General features: G+C 64.5%; 14 protein-coding genes. 7 read left to right on the forward strand and 7 right to left on the reverse strand.

The window, feature by feature from the left end:
- Positions 1 to 74: 74 nt before the first annotated feature.
- From AAC640_RS08890 to AAC640_RS08910, 5 genes are all read right to left on the reverse strand, one after another.
- The gene (locus AAC640_RS08890) at positions 75 to 1,934 is read right to left on the reverse strand and encodes an ABCB family ABC transporter ATP-binding protein/permease (protein ID WP_340265856.1); all 1,860 of its coding nucleotides are present in this window, start codon (positions 1,932 to 1,934) and stop codon (positions 75 to 77) included.
- Positions 1,935 to 2,009: 75 nt separating this feature from the next.
- On the reverse strand, positions 2,010 to 2,849 hold the full coding sequence (gene dapD / locus AAC640_RS08895) for a 2,3,4,5-tetrahydropyridine-2,6-dicarboxylate N-succinyltransferase (RefSeq protein ID WP_340265760.1): 840 nt from the start codon (positions 2,847 to 2,849) through the stop codon (positions 2,010 to 2,012).
- Positions 2,846 to 3,517, reverse strand: coding sequence for a pyrimidine 5'-nucleotidase (locus AAC640_RS08900; protein ID WP_340265761.1), 672 nt, complete (start codon positions 3,515 to 3,517; stop codon positions 2,846 to 2,848). Before AAC640_RS08900 ends, dapD begins: the two co-directional genes overlap by 4 nt.
- A 43-nt stretch (positions 3,518 to 3,560) precedes the next feature.
- Positions 3,561 to 4,439 (reverse strand): LOG family protein, encoded by an 879-nt coding sequence (locus tag AAC640_RS08905; RefSeq protein WP_340265762.1) that lies wholly within the window; start codon positions 4,437 to 4,439, stop codon positions 3,561 to 3,563.
- Positions 4,440 to 4,491: 52 nt separating this feature from the next.
- On the reverse strand, positions 4,492 to 5,184 hold the full coding sequence (locus AAC640_RS08910; protein WP_340265763.1) for an extensin-like domain-containing protein: 693 nt from the start codon (positions 5,182 to 5,184) through the stop codon (positions 4,492 to 4,494).
- Positions 5,185 to 5,360: 176 nt separating this feature from the next.
- On the opposite strand from AAC640_RS08910, the gene AAC640_RS08915 reads away from it, so the two are divergent.
- The 6 genes from AAC640_RS08915 to AAC640_RS08940 all read left to right on the forward strand — a co-directional run bounded on the left by AAC640_RS08915 (position 5,361) and on the right by AAC640_RS08940 (position 11,821).
- Positions 5,361 to 6,521, forward strand: a complete 1,161-nt coding sequence (locus tag AAC640_RS08915) for a phosphoserine transaminase (protein ID WP_340265764.1) — start codon at positions 5,361 to 5,363, stop codon at positions 6,519 to 6,521.
- 118 nt (positions 6,522 to 6,639) lie between these two features.
- Positions 6,640 to 8,220: a phosphoglycerate dehydrogenase gene (gene serA, locus AAC640_RS08920; protein WP_340265765.1), complete on the forward strand. Its 1,581-nt coding sequence runs from the start codon at positions 6,640 to 6,642 to the stop codon at positions 8,218 to 8,220.
- A gap of 126 nt (positions 8,221 to 8,346) precedes the next feature.
- The gene (locus tag AAC640_RS08925) at positions 8,347 to 9,477 is read left to right on the forward strand and encodes an ATP phosphoribosyltransferase regulatory subunit (protein ID WP_340265766.1); all 1,131 of its coding nucleotides are present in this window, start codon (positions 8,347 to 8,349) and stop codon (positions 9,475 to 9,477) included.
- Positions 9,478 to 9,607: 130 nt separating this feature from the next.
- Positions 9,608 to 10,897: an adenylosuccinate synthase gene (locus AAC640_RS08930; protein WP_340265767.1), complete on the forward strand. Its 1,290-nt coding sequence runs from the start codon at positions 9,608 to 9,610 to the stop codon at positions 10,895 to 10,897.
- A 5-nt stretch (positions 10,898 to 10,902) separates the two neighbouring features.
- Positions 10,903 to 11,085 (forward strand): hypothetical protein, encoded by a 183-nt coding sequence (locus AAC640_RS08935; protein ID WP_340265768.1) that lies wholly within the window; start codon positions 10,903 to 10,905, stop codon positions 11,083 to 11,085.
- A 166-nt stretch (positions 11,086 to 11,251) separates the two neighbouring features.
- Positions 11,252 to 11,821 carry an NADPH-dependent FMN reductase gene (locus tag AAC640_RS08940; RefSeq protein ID WP_340265769.1) on the forward strand — a complete coding sequence of 190 codons (570 nt, stop codon included), beginning with the start codon at positions 11,252 to 11,254 and terminating at the stop codon, positions 11,819 to 11,821.
- Between the two features lie 3 nt (positions 11,822 to 11,824).
- On the opposite strand, the gene AAC640_RS08945 is transcribed toward AAC640_RS08940, so the two are convergent.
- Together AAC640_RS08945 and pdxH are read right to left on the reverse strand one after the other, a co-directional pair.
- Positions 11,825 to 13,156 (reverse strand): dicarboxylate/amino acid:cation symporter, encoded by a 1,332-nt coding sequence (locus tag AAC640_RS08945; RefSeq protein WP_340265770.1) that lies wholly within the window; start codon positions 13,154 to 13,156, stop codon positions 11,825 to 11,827.
- Positions 13,157 to 13,303: 147 nt separating this feature from the next.
- Positions 13,304 to 13,879 carry a pyridoxamine 5'-phosphate oxidase gene (gene pdxH, locus AAC640_RS08950; RefSeq protein WP_340265771.1) on the reverse strand — a complete coding sequence of 192 codons (576 nt, stop codon included), beginning with the start codon at positions 13,877 to 13,879 and terminating at the stop codon, positions 13,304 to 13,306.
- Positions 13,880 to 14,002: 123 nt separating this feature from the next.
- On the opposite strand from pdxH, the gene AAC640_RS08955 reads away from it, so the two are divergent.
- Positions 14,003 to 14,932: a DnaJ C-terminal domain-containing protein gene (locus AAC640_RS08955; protein ID WP_340265772.1), complete on the forward strand. Its 930-nt coding sequence runs from the start codon at positions 14,003 to 14,005 to the stop codon at positions 14,930 to 14,932.
- The last annotated feature ends 2 nt before the right edge of the window (positions 14,933 to 14,934 follow it).

Below are 14,934 nucleotides of genomic sequence, written 5' to 3' on the forward strand. Positions count from 1 at the left end.
CGGCCCGGACGAAGTAGCGCCAGCTCGGCCGTAGCTTGATTTGTTGCTCGGACGTCGAGCTATCGCCTCGCTGCTCAGCGCACCGATGCCGCCGGCTCCAGCCTCCCGAGTCCATTGTCGGGCACCGCGTCCTGGTCCGCCTCGTTCCGCTCGGTCGCCTGTCTCGCCCACATGGCGGCATAGAGGCCGTCCGCGCGCACGAGATCGCCGTGACGGCCGCGCTCGACGATCCTGCCCTGATCCAGCACGATAATCTCGTCCGCCTCGACAACGGTGGAAAGACGGTGCGCGACGATCAAGGTGGTGCGCCGGCGGGCGATGTTGCGCAGCACATCCTGGATTTCGGTTTCGGTGCGGCTGTCGAGCGCGCTCGTCGCCTCGTCCAGGACGAGTACGGGCGGGTCCTTGAGCAGTGTCCGCGCGATCGCGACGCGCTGCTTCTCGCCGCCCGACAGCTTCAGGCCCCGCTCGCCCACGCGGGTGGCATAGCCCTGGGGTAGGCGCAGGATGAAGTCGTGGATCGACGCGGCCCTTGCGGCTTCCTCGATTTCCTCCTGGCTCGCCCCTTCGCGGCCATAGCCGATATTATAGCCCACCGTGTCGTTGAACAGCACCATGTCCTGCGGCACGATGCCGATCGCCGCGCGCAGCGATGCCTGCGTCACCTGCGCGATGTCCTGCCCGTCGATGCTGATCCGGCCGCCCTGTATGTCGTAGAATCGGAATAGCAGCCGCGCGATGGTGGACTTGCCAGCGCCCGATGGTCCCACGATTGCCAATGTCTTGCCCGCAGGGACCGTGAAGCTGACGCCGTGCAATATCTCGCGTTCGGCATCATAGCTGAAATGCACATGGTCAAAGCGCACCTCGCCGCCATGTGCGTGCAGCGCCGGCGCGCCGGGCGCGTCGCTGATTTCAGCCGGCGTGTCGATCAGCTTGTACATCGCCTCCATGTCGATGAGCCCCTGGCGGATCGTGCGGTAGACCATGCCGAGCAGATCGAGCGGACGGAAAAGCTGGCTGAGCAGCGTATTCACCAGCACCACATCGCCGGTCGAAAACAGCCCATGGCTCCATCCCCAGACGGTGTAGGCCATTGCGCCGGCCATCATCAGGTTGGTGATCAGCGACTGCCCGATGTTGAGCCAGGCCAGGCTGTTTTCGGATTTGACCGCGGCGTCGGCGTAGCGCCGCATCGACTTGCCATAGCGCGCGGCCTCCCGTTCCTCGGCGCCGAAATATTTGACGGTCTCGAAATTCAGCAGGCTGTCGACGGCATGGGCGACGGCGCTGGTATCCATGTCGACCATGTCGCGTCGCAGCTGGTTGCGCCATTCGGTGATGGTGCGGGTGAACCAGATATAAAGCGCGACCATCACCAGCGTCGCCGCGACCAGGCCGGGGCCGAACTTCAGGAAGAAGATGACGCAGACCGCCGCCAGTTCCAGCACCGTGGGCGCGATGTTGAACAGCAGGAAATAGAGCATCGTGTCGATGCTCTTTGTTCCGCGCTCGACGATCTTGGTGACCGCGCCCGTGCGCCGGTCGAGATGGAAGCGCAGCGACAGCCGGTGGAGGTGGACGAACACGTCGTCGGCCAGTCGCCGCCCGGCTTCCTGACCCACCCGTTCGAACACCGCGTTGCGCAGATTGTCGAACAGCACGCTGCCGAAGCGTGCGCCGGCATAGGTGACGACCAGCGCCATGGCGAGCCCCGCGGCGGGCTCCATGCCCGGCACCATCCGGTCGATCGCTCCCTTGTAGGCAAAGGGCATGGCGAGGCTGATGATCTTGGCCGCCAGCACCAGCAGCATGGCGATGGCAACCCGCCGGCGCAAGGCGGGGGCATCGGCGGGCCACAGATAGGGCAGAAATCTCCGCAGTGTCGCCCAGACGGGGGGGAGCGGTGAATTGTCGGGCGTGGAGGGCGGCATGGGGGCTATGTAGGGCTGCTTAGCCCCAAATGCCACTTATAAGCCCCTCTCCCGAAGGAGAGGGGCCGATCAGCCTTAGTCCCGCAGCAGGTCGTTGATCGCCGTCTTCGACCGGGTTTGCGCGTCGACGCGCTTGACGATGACCGCGCAATAGAGGCTGGGGCCGGGCGTGCCGTCGGGCATCGGCTTGCCGGGCAGGCTGCCGGGCACGACCACTGAATAGGGCGGTACTTCGCCCATGAAGACCTCGCCCGTGGCGCGGTCGACGATCTTGGTCGACTGGCCGATGAAAACGCCCATCGACAGCACCGACCCCTTGCCCACGCGCACGCCTTCCACAACCTCGGATCGGGCGCCGATGAAGCAGTCGTCCTCGATGATGACCGGATCGGCCTGCAAGGGTTCCAGCACGCCGCCGATGCCGACGCCGCCCGAAAGATGGACATTCTTGCCGATCTGGGCGCAGCTGCCGACTGTCACCCAGGTGTCGACCATCGCGCCTTCATCCACGAAGGCGCCGATGTTGACGAAGCTGGGCATCAGGATGACATTCTTCGCGATATGCGCGCCGGCGCGGGCGAAGCTGCCCGGCACCGCGCGAAAGCCGGCCGCGCGAAAGGCGGCTTCGTCCCAGCCGGCGAATTTGCTCGGCACCTTGTCCCACCAGTGGCCGGCGCCCGGGCCGTTGTCGATCATGACATTGTCGTTGAGGCGGAAGGACAGCAGCACGGCCTTCTTTGCCCACTGGTTGACCTGCCAGCCTTCGCCTGCGGGCTGCGCGACACGCAGTTCGCCGCTGTCCAGCAGCGCGAGCGCCTTGTCGACCGCCTGACGCACTTGTCCCTGCGTCGCCACGCCCACATTGGCCCGGTCCTCCCAGGCGGCGTCGATGGTTGCGATCAGTTCGTTGCTCATGGCTGTTCCCCAAAGATATCCGCCAGAAAGGGCGTCAGATGGTCGGTTTCAAAATCGATGAAGTCGGGATGATGTTCGTGATTGCCCGCCTCGGAACCGTTGTTGACCCAGATGGTGGTCATGCCGATCGCCTTGGCGGGCTTAAGGTTGCGCGCCATGTCCTCGAAAAAGGCGGCGCGGGTCGGTTCGACCTGATGGACGCGGCAGAGTTCCGCATAGCCCGACGGATCGGGCTTGGGCACATATTGGCACGCGTGGATGTCGTGAATCAGCTCGAAAGTGCCCGACAGCCCCAGCCTGTCCAGCACCCGCGCCGCATAATTCGCGTCGCCATTGGTGAAGATCAGCCGGCGGCCGGGCAGGGCGGCGATATGGGCATTCAGCGCCTCGTCCACCTCCAGCCGGTCCATCGATATGTCGTGGACATAGTCGAGGAAAGCGTGTGGTTCGATGCCGTGATGGTGCATCAGGCCCGAAAGCGTCGTTCCATGCTCCATGAAATAGCGCTTCTGCGTCTCTTTCGCGACCACCGGGTCGCAACCCAGCAAGCCCTGGATGAACTCGCCCATCTTGACGTCGATCAGCGCGAACAGGTCCGCCTTCGCCGGATACAGCGTATTGTCCAGATCGAAGATCCAGCAATTGATGTGGGCAAGGTCCGGGCGCATTGGCGCGCCCTAATCCCCCCGGCAGGTAAGGGCAAGGGTGGCGTTAGCCGCCGTCGGACGCTGGCGAATCCGCATAAAAGGTCTGCACCGCTTCCCATGCTGCCTCGGCCGTCTCGACCCAGGTCAGCAGGTTGAGGTCGGACGGGGAGATGACCCCTTCCTCCGCCAGCGCTTCGAAATCCACGACCCGCGTCCAGAACTCCCGCCCGAACAGCAGAACGGGGATCGGCTTCATCTTCCCGGTCTGGATCAGCGTCAGCAGCTCGAACATCTCGTCGAACGTGCCGAACCCGCCGGGAAACACCGCCAGCGCTCGTGCCCGCAACAGGAAGTGCATCTTCCTCAGCGCGAAATAGTGGAACTGGAAGCTCAGCTCCGGCGTCACGAAGCGATTGGGCGACTGTTCGTGCGGCAGCACGATGTTCATGCCGATCGTCTGCGCCCCCACATCCGCCGCGCCGCGATTGGCCGCCTCCATGATCGAAGGTCCGCCGCCCGAACAGACAACGAAGTGCCGGGATCCCGTGTCGGTCACGGGATATTGCGCGGCGATCCGGGCGAGCTTGCGCGCTTCCTCATAGTAACGCGCCTTCTTCCCCAGATTCTCCGCGATCCGCCGCTGCTCGGGCGTGGTCGCGGCGTCGATCCGCGCCTGCACCTGTTCGGGCTCGGGGATGCGGGCGGAACCATAGAAGACGAAGGTCGATTCGATTCCCGCCTCGTCCATCAGCAGTTGCGGCTTGAGCAGCTCCAGTTGGAATCGCACCGGCCGCAGATCCTCGCGTAGCAGGAACTCGGTATCCTGAAAGGCGAGGCGATAGGCGGTGCTGGTCGTTTGTGGGGTGCCTACCGCCTTGCGGGCATCGGCGGCCTCCTGCCGGGCGGGACGGAATTTGCGTTCTTCGATTTCTTTTCTTGTCATTCAACCCAACTTAGGAGCGCTAACGGCAGAATCCACCACGTTTTTGCCGCGCTCAACGGCAAAAGCCGCCACGCCCGCCCATATCGAAATGAAAATGATCGTGATGCGCGGCGTTATAGTCCGGGCTCAGCACGGTGCGGAACCGCTTGCAGGCGCTCGCGCGGACGACCTCGAGGAACTGGCGCGTCGTCTTGTCGCCATTCCACCCCTGCTCGACGGTGATCCGCCGGCCGTCGCTCAGGACAAAGGCCGAAACGTCGACCGCATTGCTGTGGGCATGTTCGGACAGCTTGTCGCTGCCTGCGATCGGGCGACAATTATAGGTGCCGAATGTTTCTATCTTCTGGATCTCCGCGCCCAGGATCAGCCGCGCGGCGGGCTGAACGCCATAGCGGGCCCAGGCCGCGAAATTGGCGGCCAGGCCGCACGTCATGGCGCCCAGATTGGTCGCGGGCACGCCCATATCGATCAGCTTGACGCTGCCGGTGGCGGAGCATCCGCCGCCGAAATACTGGTCCGGCAGCAGCGTGAAGGCGACGGATTGCGATTCCAGCTTCATCATGCACTGGCGCAGGTCAGGCGTAGGCTGGGCCGTCGGTCGGGCGCCGCGTGGTGGCTTGGACGGCCGCTCCACCCGCCCGCGCGGCACCAGATCGCCGCCGCACCCCGCGAGCGACAGGGCCATGGCAAGCAGGGTCACATGACCCATGCGCAATGCCGTCTTCCCCCATGCCCGCTCGTTCATGACCGATTCCTTAGCATGGCTTGCTGGCGTTGGGGTTAACGGCGCCAACGCTTCGTCGCGCCCTGACCGTCGACTGGACTCTTTGATGACTTGACTATTCCGGGGCGCCCTTTAGAGCGGCCGCCGGGCCACGCGGTCCCAACGCCGCGCGTGCTCTCTGCAAGGAGACGCATTACATGACTGATACGACTGCCGCCGACGCCCCTATTGCGTCCGCAGCCAAGCCCGCCACCAAGCCGGCTCGTCCCTATTTTTCTTCCGGTCCCTGCGCCAAGCCTCCGGGCTGGAGTGCCGACAAGCTGAGCGCTGAGTCCCTCGGCCGCTCGCATCGCGCCAAGATCGGCAAGACCCGCCTCGCCTATTGCATCGACCTGATGCGCGAGCTGCTCCAGCTGCCCGACACTCACCGCATCGGTATCGTGCCCGGCTCCGATACGGGCGCCTTTGAAATGGCGATGTGGACGATGCTGGGCGCACGCGCCGTCACGACGCTGGCCTGGGAAAGCTTCGGCGAAGGCTGGGTGACGGACGCCGCCAAGCAGCTGAAGCTCGATCCGACGATCATCCGCGCCGACTATGGCCAGCTGCCCGACTTGAACGGTGTGAACTTCGGGCACGACGTGCTGTTCACCTGGAACGGCACGACCTCCGGCGTGCGTGTGCCGAACGCCGACTGGATCCCGGCCGATCGCGAGGGCCTGACCTTCGCCGACGCCACCAGCGCGGTCTTCGCCTATGAGATCGACTGGACCAAGATCGACGTCGCGACCTTCTCCTGGCAGAAGGTGCTGGGCGGCGAGGGCGGTCATGGCGTGCTCATCCTTGGACCCCGCGCGGTCGAGCGCCTTGACACTTACACGCCGGCCTGGCCGCTGCCGAAGGTCTTCCGCCTGATGGCGAAGGGCAAGCTGGCCGAAGGCGTCTTCAAGGGCGAGACGATCAACACGCCTTCGATGCTGGCGGTGGAGGACGCGATCTTTGCGCTCGAATGGGGCAGGTCGCTTGGCGGCCTTTCCGGCCTTATCGCTCGCAGCAACGCCAATGCGGCGGCGCTCAACAAGATCGTGGAAGAGCGCGACTGGCTCGGCCATCTCGCGGCCGACCCGGCGAGCCGCTCGACCACCAGCGTCTGCCTGACGGTCGAGGGTGCCGACGAAGCCTTCATCAAGAGCATGGCCGGCCTGCTCGAGAAGGAAGGCGCCGCCTTTGACGTGGCCGGTTACCGCGATGCGCCGGCCGGCCTGCGCATCTGGTGCGGCGCGACGGTTGAAACCGCCGATATCGAGGCGCTTGGACCGTGGCTCGACTGGGCCTACGCGACCGCCAAGGCTGCCTGATCCACCATTATGTCACCCCGGCCTTGAGCCGGGGTCCGGCTTCTTCTTCATGTCTGACCCGCCAAGTAAGCGGGACCCCGGATCAAGCTGGGGTGACGATGAACATAGGATATTCCAAATGCCAAAAGTCCTTATTTCCGACAAGATGGACCCCCGCGCCGCCGCGATCTTCCGTGAGCGGGGCGTCGAGGTCGATGAGATCACCGGCAAGACGCCGGATGAGCTGAAGGCGATCATCGGCCAATATGACGGCCTCGCCATCCGCAGCTCGACCAAGGTGACCAAGGACATTCTTGACCACGCGAGCAACCTTAAGGTCATCGGCCGTGCCGGCATCGGCGTCGACAATGTCGACATCCCTGCGGCGTCGGCCAAGGGCGTGATCGTCATGAACACGCCGTTCGGCAACTCGATCACGACCGCCGAACATGCCATCGCGCTGATGTTCGCGCTGGCGCGGCAGTTGCCGGAGGCGAACGCCCAGACGCAGGCGGGCCTGTGGCCCAAGAACGGCTTCATGGGCGTGGAAGTCACCGGCAAGACGCTCGGCCTGATCGGCGCGGGCAATATCGGATCGATCGTCGCTAGCCGCGCGCTGGGCCTCAAGATGAAGGTCGTCGCCTTCGACCCGTTCCTCACCCCGGAACGCGCCGTCGAAATGGGCGTGGAGAAGGCCGATCTCGACACGCTGCTGGCAAAGGCGGACTTCATCACGCTGCATACGCCGCTCACCGACCAGACCCGCAACATTCTGTCGAAGGAAAATCTCGCCAAGACCAAGAAGGGCGTGCGGATCATCAACTGCGCGCGTGGCGGCTTGATCGACGAGGCCGCGCTCAAGGAAGCGCTTGATTCGGGGCATGTGGCGGGAGCGGCGCTCGACGTTTTCGTGACCGAGCCGGCGAAGGAATCGCCGCTGTTCGGCACGCCGAACTTCATCTGCACCCCGCATCTGGGCGCGTCGACCGACGAGGCGCAGGTCAATGTGGCGCTCCAGGTCGCCGAGCAGCTTTCCGACTATCTGCTCGACGGTGGGATTACCAATGCGCTCAACGTGCCCTCGCTCTCGGCGGAGGAAGCCCCCAAGCTCAAGCCCTACATGGCGCTCGCCGAGGAACTGGGCTCGCTGGTGGGTCAATTGGAAGGCGATCATGTGCAGAGCGTCTCGGTTGAGGTTGAAGGTCATGCCGCCGAACTCAACCAGAAGCCGATCACCGCAGCGGTGCTCGCTGGCCTGATGCGCTGCTATTCCGACACGGTGAACATGGTCAACGCGCCTTTCCTGGCAAAGGAACGGGGCCTCGACGTGCGCGAAGTGCGCCATGACCGGGAGGGCGACTATCAGACGCTCGTCCGCGTGACCGTCAAGACACAAGGCGGTGACAAGTCCGTCGCCGGCACGCTCTTCGGTCACTCGCAGCCCCGTCTTGTGGAACTGTTCGGCATCAAGGTCGAAGCCGACCTTGCCGGCCACATGCTCTACATCGTCAACCAGGACGCGCCGGGCTTCATTGGCCGCCTGGGTTCGACGCTGGGTGAAGCGGGCGTCAACATCGGGACCTTCCACCTCGGACGCCGCAATCAGGGGGGTGAAGCCGTGCTGCTGCTGTCGGTTGATGGCGCGGTGAGCCAGGACGTGCTGAACGACATCTGCAAATTGGCCGGCGTCAAGACGGTGAAGCTGCTGCGCTTCGCCTGAATGGGCATCTTGCTCCGTTCGGTTCGGCCTTCGCGCATCTCAAAGGCGTGGGTTGAGAGCCTCTCTCGACAGGCTTGAACCGAACGGAGGCTGGATAATCCGGCCGATGCTGGTAAAGGGCCAGCCATGACTACCTTTCCCCCTGGCCTCCTTCCCGAAGGGCTTTCCGACCGCCTGCCGCCGCAGGCCGAAGCCTCTGCCCGCCTTGCGCGGCGCGTGCTGGATACTGTGGCGACCCATGGCTATGAGCGCGTGATGCCGCCCCTTGCCGAGTTCGAGGAAACGCTGGTCGGCCGTCTGAAATCGATGCGCGCGCAGGATCTGGTACGCGCCGTGGACCCGGTATCCCAACGCAGCCTTGCGCTGCGTCCCGACATGACGGCGCAGATCGGCCGGATCGCCGCGACCCGGCTGGCCAGCGCGCCGCGTCCGCTGCGCCTCTCCTATGGCGGTCCGGTGGTTCGCCTGCGCGCGAATCAGTTGCGGCCTGAACGCGAGCGCCTGCAGGTCGGCGCCGAACTGATCGGCAGCGACAGCATCGCTGCCGCCGTCGAGATTGTGAATGTGGCGATAGAGGCGCTGCAGGCCGCAGGTGTCACCGGCATCACCATCGACTTTACCCTGCCCGACCTGATCGACGCTCTTGCCGCCGGCCCTCTGCCGCTCGCGCATGACGAGGTTGAGGCGGTCCGCGCCGAACTGGACGCCAAGGATGCGGGCGCGCTGGCGGCGATCAGCCCGGCCGCCGCCGCCTATCTCCCGCTGATCGAGGCTACCGGCCCTTTCCACCCCGCCATGGAGAGGCTGGAAGCGTTCAACGCCCGGCTTGGTGGCGCGATCGGCAGCAGGATCGAGGGCCTGCGCGCCATTGCCAAGCCGATCGGCTGGGACATCGCGCTGACACTCGACCCCACCGAGCGGCACGGCTTTGAATATCAGAACTGGTTTGGCTTCTCGATCTTCGCGGAGGGGTTCACTGGCGAGATCGGCCGGGGGGGTAGCTATGCCATCACCCGCGCGGGCGGTGCGGAAGAGCCGGCGATGGGCTTTTCCCTCTATCCAGACCCGTTGATCGACGCTGGCTTCGGTGCAGAGGCACCCAAGCGGCTGTTCCTGCCGCTGCTCCATGATCAAAGTCGCGCCGCGCAACTTCGGCAGGAGGGCTGGCACACCGTCGCCGCGCTTACGCCGGACGAAAATGGCGAGGCTCTGCGTTGCACCCACTGGCTTGATGGCGACGTGCCTCGTCCCTACTGACTTGACGCATGGGGCGACCGAGGCTAACGCGCGCCCCGCATAGGGTAATCACGCCCGATTGATCCCACCGGCATGCCGAGTCCCGTCGAAGGGCATGGCCGGTCCGCGCGGCGGGCGGAGGACTGTATCTGTGGCAAATGTGACCGTGATCGGCGCCCAGTGGGGCGACGAAGGCAAGGGCAAGATTGTCGACTGGTTGTCGGAGCGCGCTGATGTCGTTGCCCGCTTCCAGGGCGGCCATAATGCCGGCCACACGCTGGTCGTGGGCGAGAAGGTCTACAAGCTGTCGCTGCTGCCCTCCGGTATCGTGCGCGGCACGCTCAGCGTCATCGGCAATGGCGTGGTGCTGGATCCCTGGCACTTCCGCGATGAGGTGGCGAAGCTCAAGGGGCAGGGGGTGGAGATCCATCCTGACAACCTCCAGATCGCGGAGACCGCGCCGCTGATCCTGCCCTTCCACCGCGACCTCGACGGGCTGCGTGAGGATGCCTCGGGGGCCGGCAAGATCGGCACCACCCGCCGGGGCATCGGCCCCGCCTATGAAGACAAGGTCGGCCGCCGCGCGATCCGGGTCTGCGATCTCGCTCATCTCGACGACCTTGGCCCGCAGCTTGATCGCCTGACCGCGCATCACGACGCGCTGCGCGCTGGTTTCGGCGAGGCGCCGATCGACCGCGACGCTTTGATGGCCGAGTTGCGCGACATCGCTCAGTTCATCCTGCCCTATGTGAAGCCCGTCTGGCTGACGCTCAACAAGGCCAAGGCGGAAGGAAAGCGCATTCTGTTCGAAGGCGCGCAGGGTACGCTCCTCGATATTGACCATGGCACCTATCCCTTCGTCACCTCCTCCAACACGGTGGCGGGCACGGCGGCAAGCGGCACGGGGCTTGGCCCCAACGGCGCGGGCTTCGTGCTGGGCATCGTCAAGGCCTATACCACCCGCGTCGGTTCCGGGCCGTTTCCGACCGAGCAGGAAAATGAGGTCGGGCAGCAACTTGGCGAACGCGGTCACGAGTTCGGCACCGTCACCGGGCGCAAGCGTCGCTGCGGCTGGTTCGATGCGGTACTGGTCCGCCAGTCGGTGGCGGTATCCGGGGTGACAGGCATCGCGCTGACCAAGCTGGACGTGCTCGACGGCTTTGACACCCTGAAGATTTGCGTCGGTTACAGGATCGGGGACCGGACCTATGATTATCTGCCCGCCCATGCGCAGGATCAGCTGAAGGCCCAGCCGATCTACGAGGATATCGAAGGTTGGCAGGACACGACAGCGGGCGCCCGCAGCTGGGCAGATCTACCCGCACAGGCCATCAAATATATCCGCCGCATCGAGGAACTGATCGGCTGTCCCGTCACCCTGGTTTCCACCAGCCCCGAGCGCGAGGACACCATCCTCGTGCGCGATCCTTTCGCGGACTGAAGGCCATGGCCGGCGATCGCTTCGAGCGTCACAAGCAGCCCTGGACGGCGGACGAGCTGCAGAAGCTCCACACGCTGGCGAAGAAGGGCATCGCGCTCAAGGCGATCGCCAAGGCGCTGACCCGCAGTGAGGAATCGGTGAAAGCTCGGGCGAAGCAGGACGGATTGTCGATCGCCAAGCTGCGTTGAATCGCGTTCCGATGTTTACGCCCGGGACACGGCCCTTTCGTGCTGTCCGGTTCGTTCACCGCTTGAGCCGGCGCCCTTTGGGACAGGGGGATCAGACAGGCTGTGGCGGGTGGGCGCTCTTCATCGGTGACGCGACCATCCTTCGAACAGCAAGGGAGCTTCCGTGATGTCACTCGACATACTCGTCCTCTATGGTTCCTATCGCCGCAATCGCATGGGCATTCGCCTTGCGAACTATATCATCGATGGCTTCCGGGCGCTGAGCCACGAGGCGGAACTGGTCGACGCGATGGAGGTCGGCCTGCCGATGATCGACCAGCGCTACAGCGATTACCCCGCGGGTGAGGCGCCGGCTGCGATGGCGGCGCTCGCAGAGCGCCTCACTGCCGCCGATGCATTCGTGTTCGTTGCAGGCGAATATAATCGCGGCGTCCAGCCGGGGCTTAAGAATCTTGTCGACCATTATCTCAAGGAGTTCGGCCGCCGTCCGGCGGGGATCGCCAGCTATTCGGCGGGCCGCTATGCCGGGGTGAACAGCCATGCCGACTGGACCGTCACCCTATCCGCCATGGGAATGGTCGTTGTTCCCGAGCGCCTCAGCGTTGGGCAGATCGGTCAGGCGCTTGACGAGCAGGCTCAGCCGCAAGGGGAGGGCGGGGCAGCGCTAGGGCGCGGGTTCGCCGGTTTTGCGCGTAGTCTCATATGGTGGGCCGAGGCGGCAAGAACGGGGCGCTGATCCTCAACGCCTGCGCTCTTCCTCCACCATGTCGGACGCCAGCTCCAGCCCCGCGCGCCCGCGTGCCGCGCTATGCGCGGGCGCCTTGGGATGGGGCACATAGTCGGCTTCCTCGACCTCCAGCATGCCTTCCCATTTTGTGATCACGGACGTGGCGATGGCGTTGCCCAGTACATTGGTGGCAGTGCGGCCCATGTCCATGAAATGGTCCACGGCCAGGATAAACGCGATGCCTTCGACCGGAAGATCGAACTGGCCCAGCGTCGCCGCGACCACCACGAGCGAGGCGCGCGGGACGGCAGCGATTCCCTTGCTCGTGACCATCAGCACCAGCAGGATGGTGATCTGCGTTACGATTGGCAGGTCGATATTATAGGCTTGCGCGATGAAGATCGTCGCGAAGGTCGAATACATCATCGACCCGTCGAGGTTGAACGAATAGCCGAGCGGCAGCACGAAGCTGTAGATGCGGCGCGGCACGCCGAAGCGGTCGAGCTGCTCCAGCATCTTGGGATAGGCCGCCTCTGAGGAAGCGGTTGAAAAGGCGATCAGCACCGGCTCGCGCACATATTTCAGCAGCGTGCCCATCCGCCGCCCGAGGAAGATCGCGCCCGCGCAGCACAGCAGCAGCCAGAGCGCCAGTAGGGACAGGTAGAATTCGCCGACGAGTTCCCCGAAGGTCTTGAGCACGCCCAGCCCCTCGGTCGTGATCGCGGAGGCAAGCGCGCCAAACACCGCCAGCGGCGCGACGCGCATGACATAGCCGGTCACCTGCAGCATCAGCTCGACCATCGCTTCGATCACTGTGACGATGGGCTTGCCCTTGTCGCCAATGGCTGTCAGGGCGACGCCCACGAACAGCGAGAATATGACGATCTGCAGGATCGAATTTTCGGCCATTGCCCCCACCATGGAGGTCGGGAAGACATGCAGGACGAAATCGCGGAAATTCAGGGCCTCGGTATTCACGCCTGAGTCGGCTCCGGAGCGGACGAGGTTCAGCCCCTCGCCAGGCGCGAAGAAATTGACGAAGACCAGCCCCAGCGTCAGCGAGATCAGGCTGGCGATGATGAACCAGGCGATCGCCCGCCCGCCGATGCGCCCTAGCGCGCTGCTATCGCCCATATGCGCGATGCCGGCCACCAGCGTGGAAAAGACCAGCGGCGCGATGATCATCTTGATCAGATGCAGGAAGATATCGGCCAACAGGTGGAAATAACCCGCCACGTCCTTCGCCAGGGCCTTGTCACCGCCGACCCAGATATTGGCGGCCAAACCGGCGATTATGCCGAGGACCATGCCCGCCAGGATGAAGGCCGTCAGTCTATTTCGCATGCAATCCCTCTAACCCCTGACGCCGCCGGCACATCTAACAGGCGCCTCGCACCCTCGCAATCGAAGTGCGTACCTGTCTCGTTCAACGAATGAGGATGCGGATTCCCCGCCCGGCTTCTCTGCCGCCGCGCTTCGCCGTGGCGTTCATCAAGGATAGAGCAGTCCCTCGATCCACCCGTCGCCCTCGCGCATGAACAGCCGGCGTTCATGCAGCCGATGCTCGCGATCCTGCCAGAATTCGATCCGGTCCGGCACGACCTTGAAACCTGACCAATATGGTGGCCTGGGCACCGGACCGCCCGCGAATCGCACGCTCACTTCCTCATATCGCGTCATGAAGATGTCGCGCGAGGCGAGTGGCCGCGATTGATCCGAAGCCCATGCGCCGAGCTGGCTGTCGCGACTTCGGGTCGCGAAATAGGCGTCGGCAATGGCGTCGTCGACGGTCGTGACCGCCCCCTCGATCCGGATCTGCCGGCGGAGCGACTTCCAGTGAAAGAGCAAGGCGGCATGTGGGTTCGCGAGCAGTTCTTCGGCCTTGCGCCCTTCGAAATTGGTGTAGAATATGAAGCCGTCCGGGCCATGGCCCTTCAGCAGCACCATCCTCACTGAGGGGCGCCCGCGCGCGTCGGCCGTGGCCAGCGCCATGGCGTTGCTGTCGTTGACTTCGCTCTGGCGGGCCTCGCCAAACCACTGGTCGAACAGGATGATGGGATCGTTCATGCCACAGGTCTATAGCGCCTCCGCAGCAAAATGAAGCATCAAGGCCGTGCTTGAAGGAACGTGACAGTTTCGCCACATAAGGCGCCAATCGACTTTTCACCGAATAGAGGTATGAAACGGGCAATGGCGGATCCCTACTCCACTCTGGGCGTCGCGCGCGGCGCGAGCGAGGCAGAGATCAAGTCGGCCTATCGCAAGCTTGCCAAGGAGCTGCATCCCGACCGCAATCAGGACAATCCCAAGGCGTCGGAGAAATTTTCCGCTGTAACCAACGCATATGACCTGCTGTCGGACAAGGACAAGCGGGCCCGTTTCGACCGCGGAGAGATCGACGCGGACGGCAATCCGAGCGCGCCTTTCGGCTTTGGCGGCAATGGCGGGGGTTTTCGCGGTCGTCCCGGGCAGGCCGGCGGCTTTGAATTCAACGAAGGCGGCGCGGATTTCGGGGACATCTTCGAAGGGCTGTTCGGCGGCGCCGCCGGCGGACGGCGGGCTGGGGGTTTTGGCGGTTTCGGCCGTCAGGCGCCGCCACAGAAAGGCGCGAATGTCAATTACCGCCTCGCCGTGGCTTTTGTCGACGCTGCCACGCTGGCGCCGCAGCGCATCACCTTGCAGGATGGCAAGACGATCGACCTGAAACTGCCCGCTGGCGTCGAGACTGGTACGCAGATGCGCCTGTCGGGCAAGGGACAGCCCGGTCCAGGCGGCGCGGGGGACGCGATCGTCACTATCGAGGTGACGCCACACGCCTTCTTTGTGCGTGACGGCGACAATGTGCTGCTGGACCTGCCGATCACGCTCGACGAGGCGGTAAAAGGCGCAAAGGTCAAGGTACCGACTGTGGACGGTCCGGTAATGCTGGGAATTCCGGTCGGTGCGACCAGCGGCAAGACGCTGCGCATGCGCGGCAAGGGCTTCAGTGGCAAGGGGGGCGAGCGGGGTGACCAGCTGGTTCGATTGATGATCGACGTTCCGGCCAACGATCCCGCGATCAGGACTCTGCTCGAAGATTGGCACGACAGCCGCGCTGTACGCGCCCATCTCGGCGTCTGACG

It is taken from the genome of Sphingobium mellinum, from assembly GCF_037860795.1.
Taxonomy (GTDB): Bacteria; Pseudomonadota; Alphaproteobacteria; order Sphingomonadales; family Sphingomonadaceae; genus Sphingobium; species Sphingobium mellinum.

What these genes read in the sequence shown, in the direction of transcription:
- AAC640_RS08890 (WP_340265856.1), bottom strand. Translation starts at nt 1,934, where the DNA reads ATGCCGCCCTCCACGCCCGACAATTCACCGCTCCCCCCCGTCTGGGCG.
- dapD (WP_340265760.1), bottom strand. Translation starts at nt 2,849, where the DNA reads ATGAGCAACGAACTGATCGCAACCATCGACGCCGCCTGGGAGGACCGG.
- AAC640_RS08900 (WP_340265761.1), bottom strand. Translation starts at nt 3,517, where the DNA reads ATGCGCCCGGACCTTGCCCACATCAATTGCTGGATCTTCGATCTGGAC.
- AAC640_RS08905 (WP_340265762.1), bottom strand. Translation starts at nt 4,439, where the DNA reads ATGACAAGAAAAGAAATCGAAGAACGCAAATTCCGTCCCGCCCGGCAG.
- AAC640_RS08910 (WP_340265763.1), bottom strand. Translation starts at nt 5,184, where the DNA reads ATGAACGAGCGGGCATGGGGGAAGACGGCATTGCGCATGGGTCATGTG.
- AAC640_RS08915 (WP_340265764.1), top strand. Translation starts at nt 5,361, where the DNA reads ATGACTGATACGACTGCCGCCGACGCCCCTATTGCGTCCGCAGCCAAG.
- serA (WP_340265765.1), top strand. Translation starts at nt 6,640, where the DNA reads ATGCCAAAAGTCCTTATTTCCGACAAGATGGACCCCCGCGCCGCCGCG.
- AAC640_RS08925 (WP_340265766.1), top strand. Translation starts at nt 8,347, where the DNA reads ATGACTACCTTTCCCCCTGGCCTCCTTCCCGAAGGGCTTTCCGACCGC.
- AAC640_RS08935 (WP_340265768.1), top strand. Translation starts at nt 10,903, where the DNA reads ATGGCCGGCGATCGCTTCGAGCGTCACAAGCAGCCCTGGACGGCGGAC.
- AAC640_RS08940 (WP_340265769.1), top strand. Translation starts at nt 11,252, where the DNA reads ATGTCACTCGACATACTCGTCCTCTATGGTTCCTATCGCCGCAATCGC.
- AAC640_RS08945 (WP_340265770.1), bottom strand. Translation starts at nt 13,156, where the DNA reads ATGCGAAATAGACTGACGGCCTTCATCCTGGCGGGCATGGTCCTCGGC.
- pdxH (WP_340265771.1), bottom strand. Translation starts at nt 13,879, where the DNA reads ATGAACGATCCCATCATCCTGTTCGACCAGTGGTTTGGCGAGGCCCGC.
- AAC640_RS08955 (WP_340265772.1), top strand. Translation starts at nt 14,003, where the DNA reads ATGGCGGATCCCTACTCCACTCTGGGCGTCGCGCGCGGCGCGAGCGAG.